Origin of the sequence: Amycolatopsis sp. CB00013 (assembly GCF_001905755.1) — a bacterium.
Lineage (GTDB): Bacteria > Actinomycetota > Actinomycetes > Mycobacteriales > Pseudonocardiaceae > Amycolatopsis > Amycolatopsis japonica.
The window spans coordinates 142,229-168,232 of sequence record NZ_LIWC01000005.1 but is presented as its reverse complement, the minus strand read 5'-3'; the positions used below and the strand labels follow the sequence as shown (position 1 = coordinate 168,232).

Annotated in this window: 20 protein-coding genes; 10 read left to right on the top strand and 10 right to left on the bottom strand. The window is 71.2% G+C overall.

Features of this window, described 5'->3' with window-relative positions:
- Positions 1-162: 162 nt before the first annotated feature.
- Both AMK34_RS31055 and helR read left to right on the top strand, forming a co-directional pair.
- Positions 163-3,849 (top strand): NACHT and WD repeat domain-containing protein, encoded by a 3,687-nt coding sequence (locus AMK34_RS31055; protein ID WP_241832902.1) that lies wholly within the window; start codon positions 163-165, stop codon positions 3,847-3,849.
- Positions 3,850-4,464: 615 nt separating this feature from the next.
- Complete coding sequence (gene helR / locus AMK34_RS31050; RefSeq protein WP_073847710.1) at positions 4,465-6,651, top strand: RNA polymerase recycling motor ATPase HelR; 2,187 nt, start codon at positions 4,465-4,467, stop codon at positions 6,649-6,651.
- A 57-nt stretch (positions 6,652-6,708) separates the two neighbouring features.
- Here the strand turns inward: helR and AMK34_RS31045 are convergent, their stop codons facing one another.
- The 5 genes from AMK34_RS31045 to cbiE are packed head-to-tail and all read right to left on the bottom strand — an operon-like array spanning position 6,709 to position 13,476.
- Complete coding sequence (locus tag AMK34_RS31045) at positions 6,709-9,813, bottom strand: arabinosyltransferase domain-containing protein (RefSeq protein ID WP_073847709.1); 3,105 nt, start codon at positions 9,811-9,813, stop codon at positions 6,709-6,711.
- Positions 9,814-9,846: 33 nt separating this feature from the next.
- Entirely contained in the window at positions 9,847-10,590 is a 744-nt protein-coding gene (locus tag AMK34_RS31040) for a cobalt-precorrin-6A reductase (RefSeq protein ID WP_198941786.1), read from the bottom strand.
- Positions 10,587-11,582 (bottom strand): Gfo/Idh/MocA family protein, encoded by a 996-nt coding sequence (locus tag AMK34_RS31035; protein WP_073847707.1) that lies wholly within the window; start codon positions 11,580-11,582, stop codon positions 10,587-10,589. Before AMK34_RS31035 ends, AMK34_RS31040 begins: the two co-directional genes overlap by 4 nt.
- Positions 11,579-12,340, bottom strand: a complete 762-nt coding sequence (gene cobM / locus AMK34_RS31030; protein ID WP_073847706.1) for a precorrin-4 C(11)-methyltransferase — start codon at positions 12,338-12,340, stop codon at positions 11,579-11,581. The genes AMK34_RS31035 and cobM overlap by 4 nt, the downstream gene beginning before the upstream one ends.
- Entirely contained in the window at positions 12,337-13,476 is a 1,140-nt protein-coding gene (gene cbiE / locus AMK34_RS31025) for a precorrin-6y C5,15-methyltransferase (decarboxylating) subunit CbiE (protein WP_073847705.1), read from the bottom strand. Before cbiE ends, cobM begins: the two co-directional genes overlap by 4 nt.
- Before the next feature lie 61 nt (positions 13,477-13,537).
- On the opposite strand from cbiE, the gene AMK34_RS31020 reads away from it, so the two are divergent.
- From AMK34_RS31020 to cobC, 4 genes are read left to right on the top strand one after another with little or no spacing between them, the layout of a single operon-like run.
- Positions 13,538-15,493, top strand: coding sequence for a putative cobaltochelatase (locus tag AMK34_RS31020; RefSeq protein ID WP_073847704.1), 1,956 nt, complete (start codon positions 13,538-13,540; stop codon positions 15,491-15,493).
- Entirely contained in the window at positions 15,493-16,107 is a 615-nt protein-coding gene (gene cobO, locus AMK34_RS31015) for a cob(I)yrinic acid a,c-diamide adenosyltransferase (RefSeq protein WP_038517828.1), read from the top strand. The genes AMK34_RS31020 and cobO overlap by 1 nt, the downstream gene beginning before the upstream one ends.
- Positions 16,101-17,435 (top strand): cobyrinate a,c-diamide synthase, encoded by a 1,335-nt coding sequence (locus tag AMK34_RS31010; RefSeq protein ID WP_073847703.1) that lies wholly within the window; start codon positions 16,101-16,103, stop codon positions 17,433-17,435. Before cobO ends, AMK34_RS31010 begins: the two co-directional genes overlap by 7 nt.
- Positions 17,428-18,447 (top strand): Rv2231c family pyridoxal phosphate-dependent protein CobC, encoded by a 1,020-nt coding sequence (cobC, locus tag AMK34_RS31005; RefSeq protein ID WP_073847702.1) that lies wholly within the window; start codon positions 17,428-17,430, stop codon positions 18,445-18,447. Before AMK34_RS31010 ends, cobC begins: the two co-directional genes overlap by 8 nt.
- Here cobC and AMK34_RS31000 read toward each other — a convergent pair.
- Positions 18,428-19,312: an NAD(P)-dependent oxidoreductase gene (locus tag AMK34_RS31000; protein ID WP_038517819.1), complete on the bottom strand. Its 885-nt coding sequence runs from the start codon at positions 19,310-19,312 to the stop codon at positions 18,428-18,430. The two genes, cobC and AMK34_RS31000, sit on opposite strands and share 20 nt — an antisense overlap.
- Positions 19,313-19,376: 64 nt before the next feature.
- Between AMK34_RS31000 and AMK34_RS30995 the strand changes: the two genes are divergently transcribed.
- Together AMK34_RS30995 and AMK34_RS30990 are read left to right on the top strand one after the other, a co-directional pair.
- Positions 19,377-19,769, top strand: a complete 393-nt coding sequence (locus AMK34_RS30995) for a MerR family transcriptional regulator (RefSeq protein ID WP_038517815.1) — start codon at positions 19,377-19,379, stop codon at positions 19,767-19,769.
- Positions 19,770-19,844: 75 nt separating this feature from the next.
- Entirely contained in the window at positions 19,845-20,540 is a 696-nt protein-coding gene (locus tag AMK34_RS30990) for a hypothetical protein (protein WP_241832901.1), read from the top strand.
- Here the strand turns inward: AMK34_RS30990 and AMK34_RS30985 are convergent.
- Genes AMK34_RS30985 through AMK34_RS30975 form a run of 3 tightly spaced genes read right to left on the bottom strand, consistent with a single transcriptional unit; the run spans position 20,453 to position 22,823 of the window.
- Positions 20,453-21,199 (bottom strand): adenosylcobinamide-GDP ribazoletransferase, encoded by a 747-nt coding sequence (locus AMK34_RS30985; RefSeq protein WP_143202663.1) that lies wholly within the window; start codon positions 21,197-21,199, stop codon positions 20,453-20,455. The two genes, AMK34_RS30990 and AMK34_RS30985, sit on opposite strands and share 88 nt — an antisense overlap.
- Positions 21,196-22,209: a nicotinate-nucleotide--dimethylbenzimidazole phosphoribosyltransferase gene (cobT, locus tag AMK34_RS30980; protein ID WP_038517812.1), complete on the bottom strand. Its 1,014-nt coding sequence runs from the start codon at positions 22,207-22,209 to the stop codon at positions 21,196-21,198. The genes AMK34_RS30985 and cobT overlap by 4 nt, the downstream gene beginning before the upstream one ends.
- Positions 22,210-22,217: 8 nt before the next feature.
- Positions 22,218-22,823: a bifunctional adenosylcobinamide kinase/adenosylcobinamide-phosphate guanylyltransferase gene (locus AMK34_RS30975; protein WP_037346667.1), complete on the bottom strand. Its 606-nt coding sequence runs from the start codon at positions 22,821-22,823 to the stop codon at positions 22,218-22,220.
- Positions 22,824-22,859: 36 nt separating this feature from the next.
- On the opposite strand from AMK34_RS30975, the gene AMK34_RS30970 reads away from it, so the two are divergent.
- Both AMK34_RS30970 and AMK34_RS30965 read left to right on the top strand, forming a co-directional pair.
- Positions 22,860-23,792, top strand: a complete 933-nt coding sequence (locus AMK34_RS30970) for a cobalamin biosynthesis protein (RefSeq protein WP_073847701.1) — start codon at positions 22,860-22,862, stop codon at positions 23,790-23,792.
- The gene (locus AMK34_RS30965; RefSeq protein ID WP_073847700.1) at positions 23,789-25,246 is read left to right on the top strand and encodes a cobyric acid synthase; all 1,458 of its coding nucleotides are present in this window, start codon (positions 23,789-23,791) and stop codon (positions 25,244-25,246) included. The genes AMK34_RS30970 and AMK34_RS30965 overlap by 4 nt, the downstream gene beginning before the upstream one ends.
- Here AMK34_RS30965 and AMK34_RS30960 read toward each other — a convergent pair.
- On the bottom strand, positions 25,243-26,004 hold the full coding sequence (locus AMK34_RS30960) for a CbtA family protein (protein ID WP_038517804.1): 762 nt from the start codon (positions 26,002-26,004) through the stop codon (positions 25,243-25,245). The genes AMK34_RS30965 and AMK34_RS30960 overlap by 4 nt on opposite strands.

Below are 26,004 nucleotides of genomic sequence, written 5' to 3'. Positions count from 1 at the left end.
CCGCGACCGCGATCGACGTCGGCAGGGGCGCTACCCGGTCATCCATCTCACGATGGCGGACGAGGCGCCCTGCCACCGCGATAGCGGGGCCTTCGGCCGGGGCGGGTTCACGCGTTCGGTTGCTTTGCAAGTGCGTCTGCAGCTCCGCCTACAGGCGCTTCGATGGATCAGGGGGGCCTGGTGCCGAGACGCGAGCGCCCGCTGGGGCCGGGCGACGACGTCGTCGTGAGCTTCGCGGCGGATCTTCGCCTGCTTCGCGAGAAGGCCGGCGGGCCGACGTACCGCGAGCTTTCGACCCGCGCGGGCTACTCGGCCGCCGCGCTTTCCGAAGCCGCCGGCGGACGGAAGCTGCCCGGGCTCGCGGTCACGACGGCGTACGTCACCGCGTGCGGCGGTGACGTCGCGGCGTGGGAGGAACGTTGGCGCGCGGTCGCCGCCGGGCTCGCCGCGACCTCCGGCGAACGCGACGAAACCGAACTCCCGTACCTCGGGCTGGCCGCGTTCCAGACGGCCGACGCCGACCGCTTCTTCGGCCGCGAGCGGCTGGTCGCCGAGCTGACCGGCAAGCTCGCGGAACGACGGCTCGTCGGCGTCTTCGGCGCGTCGGGGTCCGGAAAGTCGTCCGTCCTGCGGGCCGGGCTGGCGGCGGTGAGCGAACGCCCCGTCGTCCTTCGCACGCCAGGGGCGCATCCACTCGACGAGGACCTCGACGCCGAGGGACGGCTGCTGATCGTCGACCAGTTCGAGGAGGTCTACACGCTCTGCGGCGACCGGATCGAACGCGAGAAGTTCATCGACGCGCTGGTCGCGCTCGCCCGCGACGAGCACGGCACGCGGGTCGTCCTCGGTGTCCGCGCGGATTTCTACGGTCACCTCTGCCGTCACGCCGGTCTGGTCGAGGCGCTCACCGACGCGCAGGTGATGGTGGGCCCGATGACCGCCGACGAACTCCGGACCGCGATCGTCGAACCCGCCGTCCGCGCGGGGTGCCGGGTCGAGGCGGCGCTGGTCACGACGCTCGTCGCCGACGCCACCGGCCAGCCGGCGATGCTGCCGCTGGTGTCGCACGCCTTGCTGGAGACCTGGCGGCGGCGTCAAGGGATCACGCTGACCAGCGCGGCGTACGAGGCGGCGGGCGGGATCCTCAACGCGATCGCGCGGACCGCGGAGGCGGTCTACACGGATCTGGAGCCGGATCGGCAACGCGTCGTACGGCAGATCTTCCTGCGCCTGACCGCGCTCGGCGAAGGCACCGAAGACACGAAGCGCCGTCTCAACCGGCGCGAACTCGACGACGACCCGGCGACGACGGAGGTTCTCGAACGCCTCGCCGACGCGCGCCTGCTCGTCCTCGACCGTGACGGCGTCGAGATCGCCCACGAGGCCTTGATCCGCAGCTGGCCACGGCTGCGGGACTGGCTCGCGGAGGACCGCGAAGGGCACCGCCTGCATCGGCAACTGGCCGAGGCGACGGAGCTGTGGGAGTCGCTGGATCGCGACGAGGGCAGTCTCTATCGCGGCACGCGGCTGGGGCTCGCGGCCGAATGGGCGGACCGGGAGCCGGACGCGCTGAGCGCGCGCGAGCGGACGTTCCTCCAGGCCGGGCTCGACGCCGAAGCCGAGGAGACCGCCGTCGGCCGCAAACGGACGCGGAGGCTGCGAAGACTCGTCGCGCTCCTCGGCGTCCTTCTGCTCCTGGCGGGTGTCGCCGTCGGGTACGCCGTCGACGCCGGGCGGACCGCCACCGAACAGCGGAACGAGGCGCTCGCGCGCAAGGCCGTCGTCGAGGCGAAGACGTTGCGGGAGTCCAATCCGGCGCTGTCGACCCAGCTCAGTCTCGCCGCGTACCGGCTCGCGCCGATCCAGGAGACCCACGACGGCCTGCTCGCGTCGATGGCGGCGCCGTTCGCCACCCGGATGGTCTTCGACCCGGGCGACGTCACCGTCGCGCTGAGCGGGCAGCTCATGATCACTTCCGACTCCTACCGGGCGACGCAGGTGTGGTCCATCGCCGACTCGCGGCATCCGGATCTCCTGGCGACGCTGCCCGGATCGGAGGAGGTCCGCGGGCCGCTGGCGTTCAGCCGCGACGGGCACGCGCTGGCGACGGTCACCCGGGATCATCGGGTCCGGCTCTGGGATCTGACCGATCCGCGGCGTCCGGTGCGGAAGGCCGACGTCACGGGGCATCGGGAGGTCGTGATCTCCGCCGACTTCGGCCCCGATGGCCGGACGCTCGTCACCGGGTCCGACGACCGCACCGTGCGGCTCACCGACGTCACCGACCTCGGCGCGCCGAAACCGCTCGTGGTGCTCGGCGGGGCCCCGGCCGCGCAACTCGCGCGCGCCGCGTTCAGCCCCGACGGCAAGCTGCTCGCGGTCACGAACACGAACTGGACGGCGGAGCTCTGGGACGTCACCACCCCGTCCGCGCCGCAGCGGCGCTCCGTCCTTTCCGGACACAAGGACCTTCAGCTTACGCCGTCGTGGAGCCCTGACGGCAGGCGGTTGCTCACCACGAGCTGGGATCGCACCGCGAGACTGTGGGACGTCGCCGATCCGGCGGCGCCGCAGCCCTTGTCGACGTTGACCACCCCGGCCGTCGTCTGGGCGGCCGGGTTCAGCCCGAGCGGCAGGCTCGTGGTGACCGCGGGGGACGACCAGTCCGTGCGTATCTGGGACGTCACGGGGCCGGCGAAGGAGCTGCCGCCGCTGTCCGGGCACACGAACGCCATCTGGTGGACCGCGTTCTCCCCGGACGGCAAGACCATCGTGTCCACCAGCGCCGACCGCACCGTCCGGCTGCAGGACGTCGGCGAACTCGCGCTGGCGTCGAGCGCGGGCTGGAACGTCGGCACCTTCCTCGAACAGGGGCGGATCCTCGTCACCGCGGGGGACGACGTGCGGCTCTGGGCGATGGACGATCTCCGTGCCCCGAGGCAGCTTTCGAAGCTGCCCGGGCCCGCGACCGTCACCGCGGTCGCGGTGAGCCCGGACCGGCGGAGTCTCGCGCTGGCGGCGCACGCCGGTGCCGGGGTGGCCGGGACCTTCGTGCTCCAACGTTGGGACATCGGCGACCCGACGGCGCCGAAACTGCTGGCGTCGACCGAGGTCCTGCCGACCTACTCGCTCGCCTTCAGCCCGGACGGGAAGACCTTCGCCTCCGGCCGCGACGACGGACCGATCACGCTCTGGGACGTCAGCGACCCCCGGCGGTTCACCGGGCCGCGGGATCTGCCGGTCGGCGACGGCACGGTGTGGTCGCTCGCGTTCACCCCCGACGGACGGACGCTCGTGGCGAGCCAGGGGCCGGACTCGTCCGCGGTGACCCTGTGGGACGTCGCGGACCCTCAACGGCCCAGCCTGGTGTCGACCCTGCGGCCCGACGGCGGCACGGTGTTCAAGATGGCGCTCAGCCCCGACGGCCGCACGGTCGCCGCGGGCAGCAGCGACCGGAACGTCTACCTGTGGGACATCACCGATCGCGCGCACGTCGCGCGGCCGGTCAAACTGGGCGGGCACTCCGAAGGCGTCGGGCCGCTCGCGTTCGGCCCGGACGGCCGGGAACTGGCGGCGTCTGCGTTCCGGACGGTGCGCGTCTGGGACGTGGCCGATCCGCGGAAACCGGTGGAGACGGCGCAGCTCACCGGCTTCGCGGCGACGGTCAACTCGCTGGCGTACCGGGACGACGGGCATACGCTCGCGATCGGGAGCAGCGGTGTCCAGCTGTGGCAGACGGACACCGCGAAAGTGGGCGAGGAGATCTGCAGGCTGGCGACGCCGAGGATCACGCGGGAAGAGTGGGAGAAGTACTTTCCGGGGCTCGAATACGCGCCACCGTGCGGATGAGCGACTCCCGGAGGCCCGTGAGGAAAGCTGTCGGGTGAGATAGGCGGTGTCGCAGGGGCTTGAGCGAACAATGTCCACAAAGGACACCAGTCGGCAGGTTGCTGTCCGTTTGATGCGCATCTGTGCGGTTTTGGCTGGGGTCGTGAGTGTTTTGGGTCGTTAGAGCCAAGGGTGTCTTAAGTACCTACGCGGAGCGCGGCTGCGGCTGATCCAACCTGCGTCAGTAGGCACTAGCGGAGTGGTGTGGGCTGAAGGCTCCCTTCACCGAGTCTGACGCGACGAAAGGAGCCTTCGCCCCCGGCCGGCTACGGGAGCGGTGGTTCGGTCGCAGGTGTCGCCTCGTGAGTGTTTTGGGTCGTTAGAACGACCCAAAACACTCACGACCCCTTCGCAAAACGCCCGAATCGGGCCCGATTGTCCCGGAAGTGTCCCCAGCGGACAGACGAATGCCGAGACCTGACCTTCAGAGCAGGGATACAGGGCCCGACGGGTCCGAGAAATAGACGGAGTAACTCCCTCCGTAATAAACATATAGCGCATGGGGGGACTTGCCACAAGACCCCGGTGATGCCTCAGACTCACTCGCCGTAGCCGAAACCTGGCGAATGGGAGTCTGTGTCAACTCAGGGTCATGAACAAGAGCTCCGGTCCGAACGCGAGTACGTCGCCGGGCTCTACACGCGCCTGGACGCCGAACGCGCGCGGGTGAAGGGGGAGTACCAGGCCGCGCTGGGCGGGACCGGCGGGACGGCCATGGAACGTGACGTCGAGGTGCGCGCGCTGGCCAGGGAGTCGCGTCGGCTGGACGTCGTCGACAACGGGCTGTGCTTCGGCAGGCTCGACAGCCTTGCGGGGGAGACCTCGTACATCGGCCGCATCGGTCTCTTCGACGAGGAGAACGACTACGAACCGGTGCTGCTCGACTGGCGGGCGCCGGCGGCGCGCCCGTTCTACACCGCGACCGCCGCGACGCCGGAGAAGATGCGCCGTCGCCGTCAGTTCCACACGCACGGCCGTGAGCTGCTCGGGTTCACCGACGAGGTGTTCGGCCGCCCCGGCGGCGACGCGGAGGGTGACGCGGCGCTGCTCGCGGCCGTCAACGCGCCGCGTGGCGAGGGGATGCGGGACATCGTCGCGACGATCCAGTCCGAACAGGACGAGATCATCCGGCACGAGCACCCCGGGGTGCTGGTGATCGAGGGCGGGCCGGGGACCGGGAAGACCGTGGTCGCGCTGCACCGCGTCGCGTACCTGCTCTACACGCAGCGCGAGCGGATGGAACGCCACGGCGTGCTCGTGGTCGGGCCGAATCCGGCGTTCCTGCACCACATCGGCCGTGTCCTGCCGTCGCTGGGCGAGACCGACGTGGTGTTCATGACCACCGGCGATTTCGTGCCCGGCAAGCACATCACGGCCGAGGACGGCCCGGAGGCCACGCGGCTCAAGGGTTCGCTGAAGATGCTGGACGTGCTCAAGGCCGCCGTCGCCGACCGGCAGCGGCTGCCCGAGGAGCCGGTGTTGATCGACCTCGCCGACGTCACCGTGCGGATCGACGCCGAGACCGCGGAATGGGCCCGCGACGAGGCACGCAAGAGCGGCCTGCCGCACAACGAGGCGCGCGGGACGTTCACCGACATCGTCACCTACGTGCTGACCGAGCGGGCGATCGCGCGGATCGGCCGCGGTTGGCTCAGCCGGGACGACCGTGACGAATGGGAGCGGCTGCGGAAGGACCTGCTGAAGGAACTGGCGGAGAGCGAGACCTTCACCTCCGCGCTCGACGCGCTCTGGCCGATCCTGACGCCCGAAAGCCTGCTGGGGTCGCTGCTCTCGTCCTCAGAACGGCTTCGCGCGGCGGGGGCCGACCAGGCGTTGCTGCGCGCCGACGGCGAGGCCTGGACGGTGTCGGACACGCCGTTGCTCGATGAACTCGTCGACCTGCTCGGCCGCGACAAGGCGGCGGACCAGGCCGCGGAAAAGGCGCTCGCGCGGGAGAAGAAGGCCGAGGCCGAGTACGCCGAAGGTGTGCTCGACACGATGAAGCTCGACCGCGAGGAGATGGACGAGGACGTCATGCTGTCGGCGGAGAACCTGCTCTTCGCCGACGAACTCGCCGACCGGTTCGTCGAGCACGACACGCGCAGCCTCGTCGAGCGTGCCTCGGCGGACCGGGACTGGACGTACCGGCACGTCGTGGTCGACGAGGCGCAGGAACTGTCCGAAATGGACTGGCGGGTGCTGATGCGGCGCTGTCCCAACCGGTCGTTCACCGTCGTCGGCGATCTGGCGCAGCGCCGGTCCGAGGCCGGGGCGCGCTCGTGGGACGCGATGCTGAAGCCGTACGTGCCGGGGCGCTGGGTGTACCGCTCGCTGACGGTGAACTACCGCACCCCGGCGGAGATCATGGCCGTCGCGGCGTCGGTGCTCGCCGAGTTCGCGCCCGAGGTCCGGGCGCCGGAATCGGTGCGCTCCAACGGGGCCCGGCCGTGGGCGCGGCAGGTCGACGCGGAATCCCTGGCCGGTGCCATCGAGGAGTTCGTCAAGGACGAAGCCGGGCGTGAGGGCACGAGCGTCGTGATCGGGCCGCCCGGGGTGCCGGGTACGGTGCCCGCGTCGGAGACGAAGGGGCTCGAGTACGACGCCGTCCTCGTCGTGGACCCGGAACGGATCCTGGCCGACGGACCGCGAGGTGCCGCTGAGCTCTATGTGGCGCTGACGCGCGCTACGCAGCGCCTCGGCGTCCTTCACGAGGCTCCGCTGCCGCCCGCGTTGCGGGGGCTGAAGGACGCTTTCCCCGCATGAGACGCGACGAAAGCGTCCTTCACCGCGTCTGATGCGGTGAAGGACGCTTTCAGCCCACTAGCGGGTCGGGTCCTTGCCGTTCGGCTGCCGCGGTCCGGGGCCGGGGGACCACCAGCCGGGGACGACCTTCTCGCCGTGGACGATCGTCGGCGCGATCCCCTCGGTGAACGGTTCGACCTGCAGCAGCTGGCCCCAGGACTGGCTCGGCTGGCCGATCAGGTAGCTGGGCACCTCGGGTTCGGCCGCGACCTCTTCGAGCCAGCCGATCGGGCCGCCGTTGGTGCTGGACGCCCAGTTCGCCTCGTCGGCGACGGCGCCGGCGGTGATCCGGTACTCGGGCATCTTCGAGATGCCGTCGTGCGAGGTCACCGGCTGCACGCACGGGTAGACGAACGACGCCGGCCAGTCGACGTACACCGGCTTGCCCGCGATCTTCTCGGTCAGCGTGGTGAACGTCGGCACGCGCGGCGCGGACGCGGCGATCCAGCCGTCCTCGGTGAGGTCGTTGTCGACGATGTTGATCCGCACGGACGTCGTCTCGGCGGGGAGGTCGCGCAGGTTGATCCGGGTGTCGTTCCAGCCATTGGTCCCGGCGCCGGGCGGCAGCACGAACTGGCTGCGCACGACCTTCACGCCTTCGCTGGTGTTCACGCCGTAGTCGAGGCTGACCGACGTCGGCCGCCGGGCCGCGCCCGCGGTGGCGACCACGATCTGGCCGTCGGCGGGCTTCTCGGCGAGGGCGTACCAGTCGCTGCGCAGCCGCCCGGCCCGCGTCTCGGGGTCGAGGAAGCTGCTCCACATCGGGACTTCGTCGGGTTTGAAGCCGTGCGGCGGTTCGGCCAGCGGATCCTTGTCGTCGATCGCGCGGGTGTGGAACCCGGTCTGCACCCGGCCGTTGTCCTGCTCGGGATCGGGCAGCGGCGGCGGGGTCTGCCCGGCGGGCGGCTCCTCCTTCTTCACCGGGACCGTCCGCTGTTCGGGCTGGGCCCGCAGGATGCTGGTCGCGGCGTCCCGTTCCACCATGACGTGGTCGGAGAGGTTGCAGCTCTTGCCGAACAGATGCCCGAAGTTCGCGGCGCCGAGGCTGTAGGAACCCTGCTGGTTGTGGATCGCCCACGCCATGCTGACGAACTCGCCCGTGGCCATCAGACCGCAGACCACCACCAGCGAGAGCGAACCGAGCCGCAGCGACCGGCTCCGCCCTTCCTGCGGTCCCGCCTGCAGGCCGGGCCGGTGCGCGCGGACGTTCTCCACGAACGCGTACACCCCGGAGATCGCCGCCGCGATCAGCAGGATGGTCGACAGCGGGATCCCGCCGATCGACGGCGCCACCGCCGTCCACTGCACGCCGAGTTTCGAGACGAACCAGTACGAGTTGGGCCCGGTCGCGGCCAGCGCGCCGACCACGAGCAGCCCGGCGAGGAACGCCGCCCGGTTACGCCGTGAGCGCAGCACCGTGGAACTGGTCGCCAGCGCGGTCAACGCCGCCATCGCCGCGCCGACCGCGGCGAACGCGCCGAAGTGGTGCGTCCACTTGGTCGGGGTCAGCGCCAGCAGCAGGAAGAACAGCGCGACCGTGCCGATCAGGCGGCGGCTGGGGCCGAGCGCGGCGCCGGGGATCCGGCCGCGGCGCAGCAGCACCACCAGGCAGGTCCCGGTGCACAGCAGCACCAGCAGCACGGGGAACCGGCGTGGCACGGAGCCGTCCGGCAGGCTTTCGAACAGCAGCTGGTAGCGCGCGAGTTCCTGGAACCACGACAGGTTCGGGCCGACCAGGGTGCGGATCCGGGTCGCCTCCTGCACGGTGGCGAAGGTCTGGTCGGCGAACACCACGACCAGCACGAGCAGCCCGGCGGCCAGAACCGGCGCGAGCACCGGGAGCCAGCCGTTCTCGGCGCGCTGGCGGACCAGTTTGTACAGCGGGCGCGCGGCGACCAGGAACGGCGCCACCGCGATCAGCCCGGTCGGCGTCGCGGCCAGGGTGAATCCGGCCGCGGTCAGCCCGAGGCACAACGGCAGCAGACGGCGGGTCACCAGCGCGCGCTCGACGGCGCAGATCGCCAGCAGCGAGCCCAGCGCGGCGACCGGTTCCGGCCGGACCCCGTTGTTGAACGGCATCCACCAGACCAGGAACACCGCGGCGGCGGCCCAGCCGGCGGCGCGGCTCGTGCGGACCTGGGTGCCCAGGCGCGGCATGACCTCGCGGCTGATCAGCAGCCAGCTCAGCACGCCCAGCAGGAACGACGGGAGCCGGATCCACGGCGGCACCGTGCTGACGTGCGCCATCAGCTGATACACGTGGTAGAACCAGCCGAACGGCGCTTCGGCGACACCGAACCAGCGGTGGTAGTTCGTGAGGTAGCCGGTCTCTTCGGCCACTCTCGACATCGTGAGGATGTAGCCGTCGTCCGAGGTGACCGGGCCGATGAACACCCACGCGCCGAGCGCGATGATCACCGTCGCGTCGCGGGCGGTCAGCCGCCACCAGCCGACCGGCGCCCAGCGCGGCGCGCGGCGGGCGAATCCGGAGTCCATCCGCCACACCGCGATCAGGCAGCCGATGAACGACAGTGCCGCGATGACGCCGACGATCCACTTCCACACCGTCGGCGACGTCTGGTAGCGGGTGTCCGGGACGACCGAGACGTGCAGACCGTCGATCGGGTCCTTGCCCGCGTTGATCGACGAGTAGATCCCGACCAGCCGCGGCCGGACGTCGCCCTCGGCGTGGAACACCACGGTCTCGGCGACGGTCAGCGTCATCTGGTTCGCGTCCGCCGACAGCTTGACGTCACATTTGTTCTCGGGAAGCGGCTGCTGCACGATCTGCTGTCCCTGACTGGAGGCGAGCAGCACCCCGTTGTCGATGCGCAGCTGCAGGCCGACGCCCTTGCCCGCGCGCGGGTCGGTGCGGCCGTCGGGCACGGTGGAGAACAACAGCGCCTGCCCCTGCGAACGCGCGTCCAGCGAACGGACGGTCGTGCACGGCAGGTCGACGCGCAGGTCCTGCGCCCAGTACCCGGTCAAGGGCGCGTTGACGGAGCGGGTGTCGCCGCCCGTTGGCCAGACGACCTCCGCTGTGTCCTGCACCACCGGCAGGAAGGGGAAAGCCAATGCGCACAAGGCGGACAGCAACCCCAGCGTGACAGCGATCAAACGCATCGGCGCAACGCTAACGGGTCTGGTCCGAACGGCTTACGCAGGGCTGCCCTTCGTCTCGGTGCCGAGCCAGGTTATAGCGCCCTGAACTGTCGTTACGCTGGCCGTTTCCGGCCGATGCGGCCGCCGCACGACGACCACCGGAAGGCCGAGCCCACGGGCCGCGGTGAGCTTCGCCGCGGTCATCGCGCCCCCGCTGTCCTTAGTGACGAGGACCTCGACACCGTGCCGCTCCATGAGCGCGCGTTCCTTCTCCACCGTGTACGGCCCGCGGTCCAGCAGGATTTCGTGACGGCGGGGGAGGGGCACCTCGGGCGGATCGACGCAGCGGATCAGGAACCAGAGATCCAGCCCGGCGAAGGCGGCGAGCCCTTGCCGTCCGCTGGTGAGGAACACGCGTTCGCCGAGCGCCGGGAGCAGCCGCGCGGCGTGGCCGAGGTCGTCGGCCCAGTGCCAGGTGTCGCCTGGCTGTTCCGTCCAGCCGGGCCTGGCGAGCCTGAGCAGCGGTGTGCCCGTTTCCCGCGCCGCGATGGCCGCGTTGGCGCCGATGCGTTCGGCGAAGGGATGCGTGGCGTCGATCACCGCGTCGACGTCGTTCTCGGTCAGCCAGCGCGCGAGCCCTTCCGGACCGCCGAAGCCGCCGACCCGGGTCTCGCCGTGAGGCAGCTTCGGTCGTGCGACGCGGCCCGCGAGTGAGGACACGACGTGCTCGCCGCGCGCCACCAGTTCCTTCGCGAGTTCGCGTGCTTCGCCGGTGCCACCCAGGATCAGCAGTGTCATCGGGCCACGGCCTCGCGCCATCGTTCCAGCGTGCGCAGGTTCGCGAGCGTCTCCGCCCAGGTGAGTTCGGGGGCCTGCCGGTCGGCGATATGCGCCGCGACGTGGTCGGCTTCGCGGGCGAAAAGGCCTTGTGTCGCTTCGACTTCGATCACCTCGGGCTCGCCGCCTTCCGGCGTGAGCACGATCTGTGACGGCTTCGGCTTGCGCATCTCGTGGATCCACGCCGGTTTCGGCACGTACAGCTGCCCTTCGGAGCCGTACACGCGGATGTGATCGTCCTGCGTCAGCTGGAAACCGCAGGCCAGCTGCGCGAGGATCCCGCCCGGCAGCCGCAGCAGCCCGAACGCGACCTCGTCGACGCCGTTCTCGTCGAGCCTCGCCATCCCGAGCACTTCTTCGGGCTCGACGACGTCCTGCCCGGTCGCCGCCTGCGAGACCAGCCGCGCGAGTGACGTGCAGTAGCAACCGACGTCGAAGATCCCGCCGCCGCCCAGCGCGGGATCGGTGAGCCGGGGGACGGCGAAGTTGTAGCTGAAGGCGACGTCCACGGCGCGGACCTCGCCGATGGCGCCGCAGGAGATCAGCTCGGCCAGCCGCCGGATCTGCGGATGCAGCCGGTACATGAACGCCTCCATGAGGAAGACGTCGTTGGCGCGGGCGGCTTCGACGACCTTCTCGGCCTCGGCGACGGACATCGTCAGCGGTTTTTCGCACAGGATGTGCTTGCCCGCTTCGGCCGCGCGGATCGCCCATTCGCCGTGCAGCGGATGCGGCGTCGAGATGTAGATCGCGTCGACGTCCGGATCGGCGAGCAGATCCTCGTAGGCGCCGTAGCATTTCGGGATCTCGAAACGGCTCGCGAACTCGGCCGCGCGGTCAGCGGATCGCGCGGCGACGGCTTCGAGCACGCCGTGCTTGCTCTCCTCGACGCCCGCCGCGAACTCGGCGGCGATGGTCCCGGCGGCCAGCAGGCCCCAGCGAAGACTCTTCACAACGACTCCGGTTGGCTCGCGCGATCACGGGTGGCCGAATACAGAAAACTATCGGGAAACCCTTCCGCGGCAAGGACTTCCCCGACGAAGATCATCGCGGCGCGGCTGATCCCGGCCTCGCGGGACTGCGCGGCGATCGTGCCGAGTGTCCCGCGCAGCACCTGCTCACCGGGCTGGCTCGCCAGCGCCACCACCGCCGCCGGGCAGTCTTCGCGGTAGAACGGCCGCAATTCGTCGACTACTTGCTCGATGCGGTTGATCGCGAGATGCAGCGCGAGCGTGGTGCCGGTGCGCGCGAAGTTCGCCAGCGTTTCCCCCGGCGGCATGGCCGTGGACCGGGCTTGGGCCCGCGTGATGACCAGACTCTGCCCGACTTCGGGCACGGTCAGTTCGCGGTTGAGCAGCGCGGCCGCGGCGGCGAACGCGGGGACGCCCGGCGTGACGTCGTACGGAACACCGGCGGCGTCGAGGCGGCGCATCTGCTCGGCGACCGCGCTGTAGATCGACGGATCGCCCGAGCACAGCCGCGCGATCTCGTGGCCCTTCCCGTGCGCCTCGACCATGCGCTCGACGATCGCGGGAAGGTCGAGGTTCGCGGTGTCGACGAGCACCGCCTCCGGAGGGCAGTACTCCAAGAGCGCTGTCGGCGTCATGCTGCCGGGGTACAGGCAGGTTCGGCAGCGGGCGAGCAGGTCACGGCCTCGTACGGTGATGAGGTCGGCCGCACCCGGGCCGGCGCCGATGAAGTGGACAGTCACGACTTGCTCCATTGGGTCACGGCTCGCGCCGGGGTCCAGCCGGTGAATCCGCCGAGCGGCGCGGCCTGTTCGACGGCGACGCGGATCAGTTCCCCGCCGTGTTCGCCGTACGCGCGGGCCAGGGCCTGTTCGGATTCGAGGGTCACGCCGTGCGCGACGATCCGCGCGCCGGTCGCCAGGCAGGCGTCCAGGACGCCCGGCACGGTCAGTCCGCCGCCGATGAAGATCGCTTGCGGAGTGGCCAGCCCTTCGAGGGCTTCCGGCGCCGCACCGGTCACCACGTCGAGTTCCGGGACGCCGAGCGCGTCCGCGTTCCGGGTGATCCGGGCGGCCCGTTCCGGCGACCGCTCGATCGCGATCGCCCGGTTCAGCGGATGCACCCGGGACCACTCGATCCCGACGCTGCCGGCGCCCCCGCCGACGTCCCACAGCAGTTCGCCGGGCGACGGCGCGAGCCTGGCCAGCGCGGACGCGCGCAGGTCGCGTTTGGTGAGCTGGCCGTCGTGCTCGAAGACGTCGTCCGGCAGCCCGGTAAGCGGCAGCGCGGGACCTTCGGCCTCGATGGCGAACACGGTCAGCGAGCCGGGTCCGACACGTTCGTCGGGGCCGCCGAGGTCGGACAGCGCGGTGACGCGGCTCTTCCCGTAACCGCGGGCTTTGAGCAGGTCAAGGAGGTCTTCGGCGTTCGCGCCGAGGACGAGGATCCTCCGCCCGGGCGCGAGCGCGCGGCTCACCCGGGCGATCGCGCGGCCGACGACGGTGACCACCTCGGTCTCCTCCGCCGCCCAGCCGAGCCGCGCGCGGGCGAGCGTCACCGAGGAGAGCGCGGGCAGGACCTCGACGTCGTAGCCGCGCTGGATCAGGGTCGTGCCGATGCCGGACAGCAGGGGATCGCCGCTGGCCAGCACGCAGACGCGGCCCTCGCGCTCGGCGAGGAAATCGTCCAGAGCGGGCAACAGCGGGCTCGGCCATGGCTCGGATTTCATCCCGGCGGGCAGGTACGCGAGCTGACGCGGAGCGCCTACGACCACGTCGGCGTTCAGGACCGCTTCCCTGGCCTGCGAGGACAGGCCGGGCCAGCCGTCGGCCCCGATCCCGACGACCGTCAGGGGTGATTTTTCGCGCACCTCGGTCACGCTAGACGACGGATTTCCTGTGCGATGATCGGCCGGAGGTCGTCGAGGATGAGGGAGAGCTGTGAAGCCGTACCCGTTCACCGCCGTTGTGGGGATGCCGGATCTGCGCCTGGCGCTGGTGCTTTCCTCCATCTCGCCCGCCGTCGGCGGGGTTCTCGTGCGCGGCGAGAAGGGCACGGCGAAGTCCACGATGGTGCGTGCGCTTGCCGGTCTCCTGCCCGGCGTCGACGTCGTGGACGCGTGCCGGTTCTCCTGCGATCCCGTCGAGCCCGATCCGGCCTGCCCCGACGGCCCGCACGCGGAAGGTTCGCCCGCCCACCGTCGTCCCGCGCGGCTGGTGGAACTGCCGGTCGGCGCGGCCGAAGACCGCGTGATCGGTTCGCTGAACCTGGAACGCGCGCTCGCCGACGGCGTCACCGATTTCCAGCCCGGCCTGCTCGCCGCCGCGCATCGAGGGCTGCTGTACGTGGACGAGGTCAACCTCCTGCACGACCACCTGGTCGACACGCTGCTCGATGCCGCCGCCATGGGCCGCGCGACCGTCGAACGCGAGGGTGTCTCGGTGTCGCACGCGGCCCGGTTCGTCCTGATCGGCACGATGAACCCCGAGGAAGGCGAGCTGCGGCCGCAGCTGCTGGACCGCTTCGGGCTCACCGTCGAGGTCGCGTCCAGCCGGGATCCCGAACTGCGGGTCGAGGTCGTCCGGCGGCGGCTCGCCTACGAGGCGGACCCCGACGGCTTCGCCGGCCAATACGCCGCGGCCGACGCCGAACTCGCCGCGGACATCGAGGCGGCGCAACGACTTCTGCCGTCGGTCAAACTGCCGGACGACGCGCTGCGGCAGATCGCGGAGGTCTGCGCGTCGTTCGAGGTCGACGGGATGCGCGCGGACATCGTCACCGCGCGGACCGCGGTCGCGCACGCCGCCTGGGCCGGGCGCACCGAGGTGACCACCGACGACGTCCGGGTCGCGGCCAGGCTCGCGCTGCCGCACCGCCGTCGCCGCAATCCCTTCGACGCGCCCGGGATCTCCGAGGAGCAGCTTGAGCAGGCGTTGCAGGACGCCGAACCCGAAGGCCCCGGTCCCGACGACGACGGTCCCGGTTCCGGTGCACCTCCGGAGGGCGGTGAGGCCCCGCCGCCCTCGCAAGGTGGTCAGGAGCCGTCAAGCGGCGGGAGTGGCGGCGACCAGAAGCCGGTCGGTGCTGGGGAAGCCTTCCGTGCCAGGCGTTTCGAGGTGAAGGGCACCGGTGAGGGTGCCGCCGGGCGGCGGTCGAGGGCGATCACCGACAACGGGCGGACCATCGGCGTCCAGCCCGCCGGGACCAAGGACGGGCATCCGCATCTGCTCGCGACCGTGCGCGCGGCCGCGCCGCATCAGCGTTCCCGCGGCCGCAGCGGCGCGGGTCTCGTGGTGCGGCCCCAGGATCTGCGGTTCGCGCGGCGGGAAGGACGCGAGGGCAACCTGGTGCTGTTCTGCGTCGACGCGTCCGGCTCGATGGGCGCGCGGCAGCGGATGCGCGAGGTCAAGACCGCCGTGCTGTCGCTGCTGCTCGACGCGTATCAGCGCCGGGACAAGGTCGGCCTGGTGACGTTCCGTGCCTCCGGCGCCGAACTCGCGCTCCCGCCCACGATCAGCGTCGACGCCGCTGCGTCCCGTTTGGACGGTCTCGCGACCGGCGGCCGGACCCCGCTGGCCGAAGGACTTCTCGAAGCGGCAAGGGTTCTGCGGATCGAAGCGGTCCGTGATCCGCTGCGGCGTCCGCTGCTGGTGGTCGTCACCGACGGCCGTGCGACCAGCGGCGCCGACGCCGTCCAGCGTGCCCGTCAGGCGGCCGGATTGCTGGCCGGGAACGTGACCTCGATCGTGATGGACTGCGAGAGCGGGAAGATGCGCCTCGGGCTCGCCGCCGAACTGGCGGAACACCTTGGCGCGGAACACGTTCCGGTCGCCGAGGTCGCCGCCGACACTCTCGCGGGCGCGGTCCGCACCCGTATCTCCGGAAAGGCGGCGTAATGCCACAGGGCAAACCGGAAACGGTGCCGAACGACGGTCTCACCACCCGCCAGCGGCGCAACCGCCCGCTGCTCGCCGTGCACACCGGTGAGATGAAGGGCAAGTCCACGGCCGCGTTCGGGATGGCGCTGCGCGCGTGGAACCAGGGCTGGTCGATCGGCGTGTTCCAGTTCGTCAAGTCGGCGAAATGGCGTGTCGGCGAGGAAGCCGCGTTCCGCGCGCTGGGCAAGCTGCACGAGGACACCGGCCAGGGCGGCGCCGTCGAGTGGCACAAGATGGGCGAAGGCTGGAGCTGGGCGCGTAAGTCCGGTTCCGAGGAGGACCACGCCGAGAACGCGCGTGAGGGCTGGGCCGAGATCAAACGCCGTCTCGCCGCCGAAACCCACGACTTCTACGTCCTCGACGAGTTCAGCTACCTGCTCAAATGGGGCTGGCTCGAAGTGGACGACGTCGTCTCGACGCTGAGCGGACGCCCCGGCCATCAGCACGTGGTGATCACCGGCCGGTACGCGCCGCCGGAACTGATCGAGGCGGCGGACCTGGTCACCGAGATGACGAAGGTGAAGCATCCGATGGACGCCGGGCAAAAGGGCCAGCGAGGCATCGAATGGTGAACCGCGTGGTCATCGCCGCGCCCGGGTCCGGGCACGGCAAGACCACGATCGCCGCGGGCCTGATGGCGGCGTTGCGCGCGCGGGGGCTGAAGGTGTCCGGGCACAAGGTCGGGCCCGACTTCATCGACCCGAGCTACCACGCGCTGGCGACCGGACGGCCGCCGCGCAACCTCGACCCGTTCCTCCAGGGCGAGGACCGGCTGATCCCGTTGCTGCGGCACGGTTCCGCCGGTGCCGACATCGCGGTCATCGAAGGCGTGATGGGCCTGTTCGACGGCGCGCTCGGTACCGAGGGGTACGCCTCGACCGCGCACGTCGCCCGGTTGCTGGACGCGCCGGTGGTGCTCGTCGTGGACGCCTCGGCCGCGTCGCGCAGTGTCGCCGCGACCGTGCTCGGGTTCGCGCAGTACGACACCCGCGTCCGGCTCGCCGGCGTCATCCTCAACAAGCTGGGCTCGCAGCGGCACGCGGACGAGATCGTCACCGCGCTGGAGGCGACCGGTGTCCCGCTGCTGGGAACGTTGTACCGCAACGAAGAGATCCACGCGCCCAGCCGTCACCTCGGCCTGGTCCCGGCGGCGGAACGGGCGAGCGAGTCCGAACGTCTGCTGCCGGAGCTGGCCGCGTGGATCAGCGAAGGGGTGGACCTCGGCGCGATCGTGCAGGTGGCGCGTTCGGCCTCCCGGCTTTCGGGGGAGCCCTGGCGGCCGCCGTTCGCGGTCGAGGGGCGGCGTTCGGTGGTCGCCGCGGCGGCCGGTCCGGCGTTCACCTTCCGCTACACCGAGGCCGTCGAATTGCTCGCCGCCGCGGGTGTCGACGTCGTCGACGTGGATCCCTTGCAGGATAAGGAACTCCCCGAAGGCTGCGCCGGGCTGTACTTCGGCGGTGGCTTCCCCGAGGTGCACGCCGAAGAGCTTTCGGCGAATCTCCCGCTGCGGACGGCGATCGCGCGAGCCGTCGGCGACGGAATGCCCGTCGTGGCGGAATGCGCGGGGCTGTTGTACCTGTGCCAGGACATCGACGGGACACCGATGACCGGCGTCCTCGACGCGTCGGCCACCATGACGAAACGCGGAAAGCTGGGGTACCGCAAGGCTTTCTCGCCCGCGGACAGTGTGCTCGCGGTCGCCGGGCAACGCGTCACCGGGCACGAATTCCACCGCACGATCATCGAACCCGGCAGCGGCCCGACCCCGGCCTGGGGCTGGGACCGCACTCCGGACGGCTTCGCGTCGGCGTCCCTGCACGCGTCGTACCTGCACGTCCATTGGGCGGGCTACCCTGAACTCGCCGAGCGGTTCGCCGCCGCGGTGCACGCCCATGGCTGACTACGATCTCTGGCATCACGGCGATCGCGAGGTCGGCGAGGGTCTCGTCGATCTGGCGGTCAACGTCCGCCTGCCGGCGCCGCCCGCCTGGCTGCGCGCCGAACTGGCGGCGGCGCTGGACGATCTGGCCGCCTATCCGGACGTCACCGCCGCCGCGGCCGCGGTCGCCGCCCGGCACTCGTTGCCCGAGTCCCAGGTCTTGGTGACCTCCGGCGCGGCCGAGGCGTTCACGTTGCTGGCGACGGCGTTGCGGCCGTCGTGCGCGGTGGTCGTGCACCCGCAGTTCACCGAACCCGAAGCCGCCCTGCGCGCGGCCGGCCACGCCGTGCGGCGGGTGGTGTTGTCGCCCGACGACGGTTTCCGGCTGAGTGACGTCCCGGAGGAAGCCGATCTGGTCTTCGTCGGGAACCCCACGAACCCGACCTCCGTGCTGCATCCGGCCGCGGACCTGCTCGCGCTGGGCCGCCCGGACCGGCTGGTCGTCGTCGACGAAGCCTTCCTCGACGCCGTCCCCGGCGAGACCGAAAGCGTTGCGGGGCAACCGGGTTTCGTCGTTCTCCGCAGCCTGACGAAGACGTGGGGGATCGCCGGGCTGCGCGCCGGGTACGTCCTGGCGGACGAGTCCGTTGTGGACAGTCTGCGCGCCGTCCAGCCCCCGTGGTCGGTGTCGTCGCTGGCCGCCGTCGCCGTGGTGGCGTGCTGCCGTCCGGCGGCGCTGGAGGAAGCCGAGAAACTGGCCGTGGCGGCGGAAGCGGACCGGGAGTACCTGGTTTCGGGCTTGACCGCTTTGGGGGTCGAGGTGCTGGGGGAGCCCCGGGGGCCTTTCGTGCTCGTGCGGTTCCCGGGCGCCGACGGCGTGCGGGAACGATTGCGGGAGCACGGGTTCGCCGTCCGCCGGGGGGACACCTTCCCGGGGCTGGACGGGCGGTACCTGCGGATCGCGGTGCGGGACCGGGAGACGGTGGACCGCTTCCTGGCGGCGCTCGCGGCGGTCAGGCGGCTCCCCGCTTGAGGATCTCGATCACCGAGGAGTAGCCGCTCTTGCCGAACCCCGCGGCGACCGCCCGGTCCAGCAGTTCCTTGTTCCCGGCCGGGATACCGGCGTCGACTCGCTGCTCGTCGCTGGTGCCGATGATGTGCTTCAGCGTCGTGACGTTCATTTCCAGGGAAGCGAGCTCGCCGGGATACTCACCCTTGTCGATGGTGGGCGCCTCGGCCTTGATGATCCCGCCGATCACCGAGGGCAGGAACCAGTCCACCGCGATCTCCGTGAACTCGGCCGCCCCGACCCCGGCACTGCCGACCAGCGCGGCGGCGTGCAGGAAACCGTTCAGGGACGAGTACATCATGCTCAGCAACGCGGTGTTGTACAGCACGGCGAGGCCCGGGTCCGTGCCGAGATGGGTCGGATCTCCCAGATCGGCCAGGGTCTCCTTGTGCGTCTCGAAAACCTCGGTGGGGCCGCTGTAGAGGAAGAGCGAGCCGGGGTGCCCGACCAGGGGCGGAGGAACCATGATCGCGCCGTCGAGATAGCCGATTCCGTGTCCTTCCGCCCACTGGGCGGCCTCGCGTGCCTCCTTCGGCGTGCCGGAATTCAGGTTCACCACCACGCGGCCGCGCAAGGCTTCCCGCGCCGGGCCGAGCGCGGAGTAAAGCGCGTCATAGTCGGCGAGACAGACCACGAGCAGACGGCTCGCGGACACCGCGTCCACGATGTCGTCCGCCTGCCGCGCGCCTTTCGCCACCAAGGGGGCGGCCTTGCCGGGGGAACGGTTCCACACGGTCACGTCGTGGCCGCGGTCGAGCAGGGCGGCGGCGAGCGCGGCACCCATCGGGCCGAGTCCGACGACGGCCACCGGGAGGTTCTGATCGGTCATGGGGCAAGGCTAAAGTCTCTCATCGATGTGAGAGTCAACTCCTGATCGTGTAATGGTTGTTCTCATGCGGATCGGTGAGCTGGTGCGGCGGACGGGCGTGCGGGAACGGTTGCTCCGCTATTACGAGGAACAGGGCCTTCTGCATCCGGTGCGAAGGCCGAGTGGTTACCGCGAATATTCGGAAGCGGATGTCGCGCGGGTGCGCAACATCCGCACCCTGCTGTCCGCGGGGCTGGGCACCGCGACCATCGCCGGGGTGCTGCCGTGCATGGTCGATCTCGGGAACGGCCTGGCGCCCGCCTGCGTCGATCTGCTGCCCGAGTTGTACCGGGAGCGGGACCGGATCACCACGGCGATCGACGAGATGACGGCGACGCGGAAGGTGCTGGACGGCATCATCGCCGCGACCATCCCACACGCCGACGAAGTCGCCGAAGCCTTGGCTCGTGAGGGGTAAGTGTCGTTAGAACGCGACTTACCACTCACGACCAACTCGGCCAAAGCGCACGGCGACTTCTGGTTGGATAGGCGAGTGAACTTCGTGATCGGCGTCTTCGATCTCTTCGCCTACACCATCCCCGGCGCGCTGTACGTCGCGTTCTTCGGTTACCTCGGGGCGAAGGTCCACATCCTGACGGCGGCGAGCGTCGGCGGCGTGCCGACCGTGGTGCTCGTCGTCGTGATCGTGGTCCTGAGTTTCCTGCTGGGCTATCTGGCCTATCCGCTCGGGGATGCGCTGGAGCGGATCGTGCCGCGCAGACGGGACCGGGACGCCGCCGTGGAGTTCGTGCGCCGGATGCCCGCGGCCAAGGACCGCGCGTACCTGAAGGAGAGCCCGCATCTCCTGCTGTGCGCGCTGCAACTGCACGACAAGGAGGTCGCGGCCGACGTCACGCGGCTGCGCGCGTCCGGGCTGATGGTGCGCAACTGCGCGCCGCCGATGCTGTTCGGCGCCGTCGCCGCGATCGTCGACATCTTCGCCGGCAAGCACCCGTTCATCGCCGCCGTGATCGCCGCGCTGCTGCTGTTCGCGTCGGTCACTTTGGTCTCCCAGGGCCGCAAACTCGGCCTCTGGGCCGGGATGAAGACCTTCGAGTTGTGCTTCTGGCTGCCGGAAATCGACGAGAAACTGGCGGTTCCTCAGAACGACGAAGCCAGCAAGATCCCCGCGACGGAGACCTCGACGCAACCCCCGAGCACGTCCCCGGTCACCCCGCCCAGCCGCTGAACGCACCGCGCCAGCAGCGCGGACGCGGCCAGATACCCCAACGCCACCGCGGCGAGCCCTTGCCACCACGGCAGCACCAACGCCGCCGCGCCCGCCAGCACGGCGAAGACCAGGGCCGCCGCCCACACCGGCACCGAACCGGCGACGGTCGCGCCCAGCCCTTCCGGCCGGGCCGACGGGACACCGCGTGCGCAGCACAGCGAGAGCACGCCGCGTCCGGCGACGACCGCGACGGCGGCCGCCGCGATCCCGTGCCCGGCCGAGATCGCCCCGGCCAGCGCGCCGACCTGGACGAGCAGCACCAGCACCAGGGTCGCGATCCCGGTCGGCCCGGAATCCCCGCGCCGCATGACCTCCAGCGCCCGAGCACGGTCGTACGAAGCGCCGAGACCGTCGGCCGTGTCGGCGAGCCCGTCCAGATGAAGCCCGCGGCTGCCGAGCGCCACCGCGCCCAGCGCGAGCGCCGCCGACGCGAACGCGGGCAGACCGATCAGCTCACCCAGGAAGACGATCAGCGAAGCGACGGCCGCGAGCGGCACGACGGCAAGCGGGCCGAGCACCATCGCCCCACCCGCCACCCGCCGGTCGATCACCCCCGGCGCCGGCACCCGGACGGTGGTCAGGGTGCCGACGGCCATTTTCAGCGCGTCGGCGATCAAGCCAGATCCGCCAGCAGACCCATGTCCGCGAGGATCGCCCGCGCCGCCCTCAGCACCGGTACCGCCTGCACGGCGCCGCTGCCCTCGCCGAGCCGCAGCCCGAGGTCGAGGATCGGCTCCAGATCGAGCGCCTTCAACGCGTACGCCTGCGACGGCTCGGTCGACCGATGCCCGGCCAGCCACCACTGCTCGGCACCCGGCGCGATCTCGCGGGCGACGAGCGCCGCGGCCCCGGAGAACACGCCGTCGAGCAGCACCGGCACGCCGCGAACCGCCGCCTGCACGAGAAAGCCCGCCGTCGCGGCGAGACAAGCGCTGCCGAGCGCGGTCAGCAGTGCGAAGGGGTCTTTCGTCGCGCCGGCCCTGATCAACGCGGCCTCGACGACCGCGAGTTTCCGCGCGCGCCCGGCCTCGTCGATCCCGGTGCCCGTGCCGACGACGTCTTCCGGGAGAAGGCCGAGCAGCGAGGCGACCACGGCCGCGCAGACCGTCGTGTTCCCGATCCCCATGTCACCGGGGATGAGCAGATCCGCGCCGCCGTCGATCTCCTCGTCCGCGATCGCCAGCCCGTGCTCGAACGCCGTCCGCGCCTCGCCCTCGGCGAGCGCGTCCTCGACGTCGATCGCGCCGGAACCCCGCCGGACCTTGTGCGCGGTGACCTCGGCGGGCACGTCCGCGCCGTCCCAGTCCACGGCGATGTCCAGCACCCGCACCTTCGCCCCGGCGAGCCCGGCCAGCACGCTGACGCCGCTCTTCCCGGCGAGGAACACCCGGACCATCGCCGCGGTGACCTCACGCGGATACGCCGACATCCCGGAAACCCCGTGGTCCCCGGCGAAGACGACCACGCGGACGTCGTCGAGCGGCCGCGGCGGGACGACACCGTGCGCCGCGCTGAGCCACGCGGCCAGGTCTTCGAGCCGTCCGAGTGAACCGAGCGGTTTGACCAGTCCGTCCAGTCTGGCGCGCGCGGCGGTTGCGGCGGCGGCGTCCGGGGTGGCGATACGCATGGGACTCCCTAAGGCAGGTCGAGCATCCGTCCGGCGACGACCAGCACGGTCCGGTCGGACACGGCGGACACCCGGTTGTTCAACGCGCCCAGCACATCACGGAACACGCGTCCGGACACCGTCGCGGGCACCACACCGCTGCCGACCTCGTTGCTGACCGCGATCACCGGCACGTCGGCCTGCGCCCACGCCGCGAGGAAATCCTCCAGCCGGTCGTCGAGCCGCCGCTCCCAGCCCTTGCGCTGGTCCCAGGCACCGACCTCGTCGAGCACCCGGCTGATCCACGTGCCGAGGCAGTCGATGAGCAGCGGATGTGTCGCCGTGCGCAGCACGGTGGCCAGGTCGGTGGTCTCGACGGTCTTCCAGTGGCTCGGCCGCCGCGCGCGGTGCGCGGCCACCCGGGCGGCCCATTCGGGATCTTCGGCGCTCGGCGGCAGCCCGGGCGCGACATAGGTGAGGTGCGGGTGGCGGGACGCGAGCCGCTCGGCGTGGTGTGACTTCCCAGAGCGGACGCCGCCCAGTATCAGCACCTTGCCGTCGTCGCGCGAATAGCGGCGAAGTGCCCGCGCGAGAGTCTCCAGGACCCTCGCGAGGCGATGCGTCAGCTTGGTCATACCCCGCATTCTCGTGCACGCGCTACCGTTCGCCACGTGCCACTCCGACAAGCCGCCACCGCAGCCGGACTCGTGACCGGTTACGTCGCCGACGCCGTGTTCGGAGATCCACGGAAGAGGCATCCCGTCGCGGGCTTCGGCCGCGCCGCACAAGCCCTCGAACAGCGGGTTTACGCCGATTCGAAGGTCCGGGGTGTCGCGTACACCGCGGTCTGCGCGGGCACCGTCACCGGATTGGGGGTCGCGGCCCAGTTCTTGACGCGGAAGCGTCCCTTCGCGAGATTCGCGCTCACCGCGGCGTCCACTTGGGTGGTTCTCGGCGGCAAGGGGCTCGCGGCCGAGGGCACGCGCATGGCTCATCTGCTCGACGACGGCGACCTGCCCGGCGCACGGCAGCGGCTTTCGCATCTGTGCGCCCGCGACGCCACCGGCCTCGACACCGAACAGCTCGCGCGCGCGACCACCGAGTCCATCGCCGAGAACACCTCCGACGCGGTCGTCGCGCCGCTGCTGTGGGGCGCGGTCGCCGGGATCCCCGGTCTGCTGGGTTACCGCGCGCTCAACACGCTCGACGCGATGGTCGGCTACCGATCGCCGAAGTACGCCAACTTCGGCTGGGCGTCGGCGCGGACGGACGATCTGGCGAATCTGGTGCCGTCCCGGGTCGGCGCGGCGCTCACCGTGGTGTCGGCGCCGCTGGCGGGCGGCTTCGCCAGGCCTGCGTTCCGCATCTGGCGCCGCGACGGGAAGCACCATCCGAGTCCCAACGCGGGCCAGGTCGAGGCCGCCTTCGCCGGCGCGCTCGGGATCAAACTGGGCGGGACGAACAGCTACGGCGGCCGTACCGAACGCCGCGGCGTCCTCGGCGACGGCCGCGAACCGGAGCCGGTGGACGTGCGCCGCGCGGTCCGGCTGTCGAGGGCGGTCGGTCTCGCCGCGCTCGTCGTCGCGGTGGCGGTCGCGCGATGAGCGGCCTGCTCGTCGCGGGGACGACGTCGGACGCGGGCAAGAGCCTGGTCACCGCCGCGTTGTGCCGCTGGCTCGCGCGCCGGGGCGTGCGGGTGGCGCCGTTCAAGTCCCAGAACATGTCGAACAACTCGATGGTCTGCGCCGACGGCGCCGAAATCGGCCGCGCGCAATGGCTTCAGGCGCGGGCGGCCCGGGTCGAACCCGAAGCAGCGATGAACCCGGTGCTATTGAAACCCGGGAGCGATCGGCGCAGCCACGTCGTCGCGCTCGGGAAACCGTTCGGCACGCTGGAAGCGGGGGAGTACGCGACGGGCCGGGCCGGGCTCGCCGAGATCGCCTTCGACACGTTCTCTTCGCTGCGAAAGCGTTTCGACGTCGTGCTGTGCGAAGGCGCGGGCAGCCCGGCCGAGATCAACCTGCGCGAAGGCGACTACGTCAACATGGGGCTGGCTCGGCGCTTCGGCCTGCCTGTGGTCGTCGTCGGCGACATCGACCGCGGCGGGGTCATGGCCGCGATGTTCGGCACCCTCGCGCTGCTGTCCGCCGAGGACCAGGCGCTGGTTTCGGGTTGGCTGGTCAACAAGTTCCGCGGTGACGTGGGTCTGCTGCGGCCGGGACTGGAGACGCTGGAGAAGCTCACCGGCCGAGAGGTCTTCGGTGTGCTGCCGTGGCTCGACCAGGTGTGGATCGACTCGGAGGACGCGCTCGCCGCCGCGGGCTGGGGCGCCTCCGGCGGGTCCCTGCGCGTCGCCGTCGTGCGTTTCCCGCGGGCCTCCAACGCGACCGACGTCGACGCGCTCGCCGCCGAGCCCGGCGTCTCGGTCGCACTGACCGCCGATCCGGACACGGTCCGGTCCGCCGACGTGGTGATCCTGCCGGGTTCCCGCGCGACCGTGGACGACCTGGCGTGGCTGCGGGCGCGTGGTCTTGCGGACGCCGTGCGCGCGCGGGCCGAGGCGGGACGTCCGGTGCTGGGGATCTGCGGCGGCTATCAGATGCTGGCCGCCGAGATCGAGGACGACGTCGAATCCGGGGCGGGAACGGTCCCCGGTCTCGGTCTGCTGCCGACGCGGGTCTCGTTCAGCGCCGACAAGGTGCTGGCCAGGCCGACGGGTTCGTGGCGCGGTCAATCCGTGGAGGCGTACGAGATCCACCACGGCACCGTGACCGCCACCGGCCCCGCCGAGTCCTTTTTGGACGGATACCGGCGGGGCTCGGTGTGGGGCACGATGTGGCACGGCGCCTTCGAGAACGACGGTTTCCGGCGCGCCTGGCTGGGCGAGGTGGCGGACTGGTCACCGGCCGCCGGGGCACCGGGCTTCGGCGCGCTGCGGGAGTCCATGCTCGACAGGCTCGCGGACGCCGTCGAGGAGCACGTCGACACCGAGGCTCTGCTGCGCCTGATCGAGAACGGTGCCGACGGCTCTCTGCCTTTCGTGCCGCCCGGAGTCTAGGCCCGAACGGCGTCCCGGCTCTTCAAGGCCTTCTCGGCCAAAGCGCCGAAGGCCAGGCCGAGCGCGGTCCACAGCACCACCTGCGTACCGACCGACGCCAGCCGGAAGGACCACAGCGTGGAACCGGGGAACCCGTCGGGGACCTCGTCGATCGACGGCAGCAGCGCCGCCGCCACCGAGATCAGCACGACGTACCCGCCCGCGGCGAGCAGACCGCCGCGCCAGGCGCCGAGCTTGTCGGCCAGCTTCCGCCCGAACGCCGCGGCGAGGATGCCGACCAGCAGCGAAAGCGCGACGAAACCGAAGTACAGCGAAGTCCGGCTCCCGATCGTGCCCGCCTGACCCACCGCGGGCGGATTCCCCGGGTACTTCAAGAACGGCACCAGGAACACGACCACGAAGGCGCCGCCGGCGAGCAGGGCCGCGGTCACCCGCGGTCGCAGCGTGCCGAGGCGCCCGTAGGTGAAGGCGAACGCGAGCGAGAACAGCCCGCCGACGGCGACGCCGTACAGGCCGACGCCGGTCAGCAGCCCGACGGTGCTCTGCACACCGCGGGTGACGAGCTCCTCCTCCGCCGCCTCGGCGTCGGCCGGGGCGTGTTCGTGGGCACCGGGCGCGCTGTGCGAATGCGCGGCGGTGCCCTCGAGACCGATGGCGGTGTCGACCGAAGGCTCACCGAAGAAGTACGCGAAAAGGGTCGCCAGGACACCGGCGACCAGGCCCGCGAGCATGCCGCGGACCAGCAAGGTCCTCATCAT

Excerpts from the sequence above, each read along its gene's own strand:
- AMK34_RS31055 (WP_241832902.1), top strand. The coding sequence starts at position 163 with ATGGATCAGGGGGGCCTGGTGCCGAGACGCGAGCGCCCGCTGGGGCCG.
- AMK34_RS31045 (WP_073847709.1), bottom strand. The coding sequence starts at position 9,813 with ATGCGTTTGATCGCTGTCACGCTGGGGTTGCTGTCCGCCTTGTGCGCA.
- AMK34_RS31040 (WP_198941786.1), bottom strand. The coding sequence starts at position 10,590 with ATGACACTGCTGATCCTGGGTGGCACCGGCGAAGCACGCGAACTCGCG.
- cobO (WP_038517828.1), top strand. The coding sequence starts at position 15,493 with ATGCCACAGGGCAAACCGGAAACGGTGCCGAACGACGGTCTCACCACC.
- AMK34_RS31010 (WP_073847703.1), top strand. The coding sequence starts at position 16,101 with ATGGTGAACCGCGTGGTCATCGCCGCGCCCGGGTCCGGGCACGGCAAG.
- cobC (WP_073847702.1), top strand. The coding sequence starts at position 17,428 with ATGGCTGACTACGATCTCTGGCATCACGGCGATCGCGAGGTCGGCGAG.
- AMK34_RS31000 (WP_038517819.1), bottom strand. The coding sequence starts at position 19,312 with ATGACCGATCAGAACCTCCCGGTGGCCGTCGTCGGACTCGGCCCGATG.
- AMK34_RS30995 (WP_038517815.1), top strand. The coding sequence starts at position 19,377 with ATGCGGATCGGTGAGCTGGTGCGGCGGACGGGCGTGCGGGAACGGTTG.
- cobT (WP_038517812.1), bottom strand. The coding sequence starts at position 22,209 with ATGCGTATCGCCACCCCGGACGCCGCCGCCGCAACCGCCGCGCGCGCC.
- AMK34_RS30975 (WP_037346667.1), bottom strand. The coding sequence starts at position 22,823 with ATGACCAAGCTGACGCATCGCCTCGCGAGGGTCCTGGAGACTCTCGCG.
- AMK34_RS30965 (WP_073847700.1), top strand. The coding sequence starts at position 23,789 with ATGAGCGGCCTGCTCGTCGCGGGGACGACGTCGGACGCGGGCAAGAGC.
- AMK34_RS30960 (WP_038517804.1), bottom strand. The coding sequence starts at position 26,004 with ATGATGAGGACCTTGCTGGTCCGCGGCATGCTCGCGGGCCTGGTCGCC.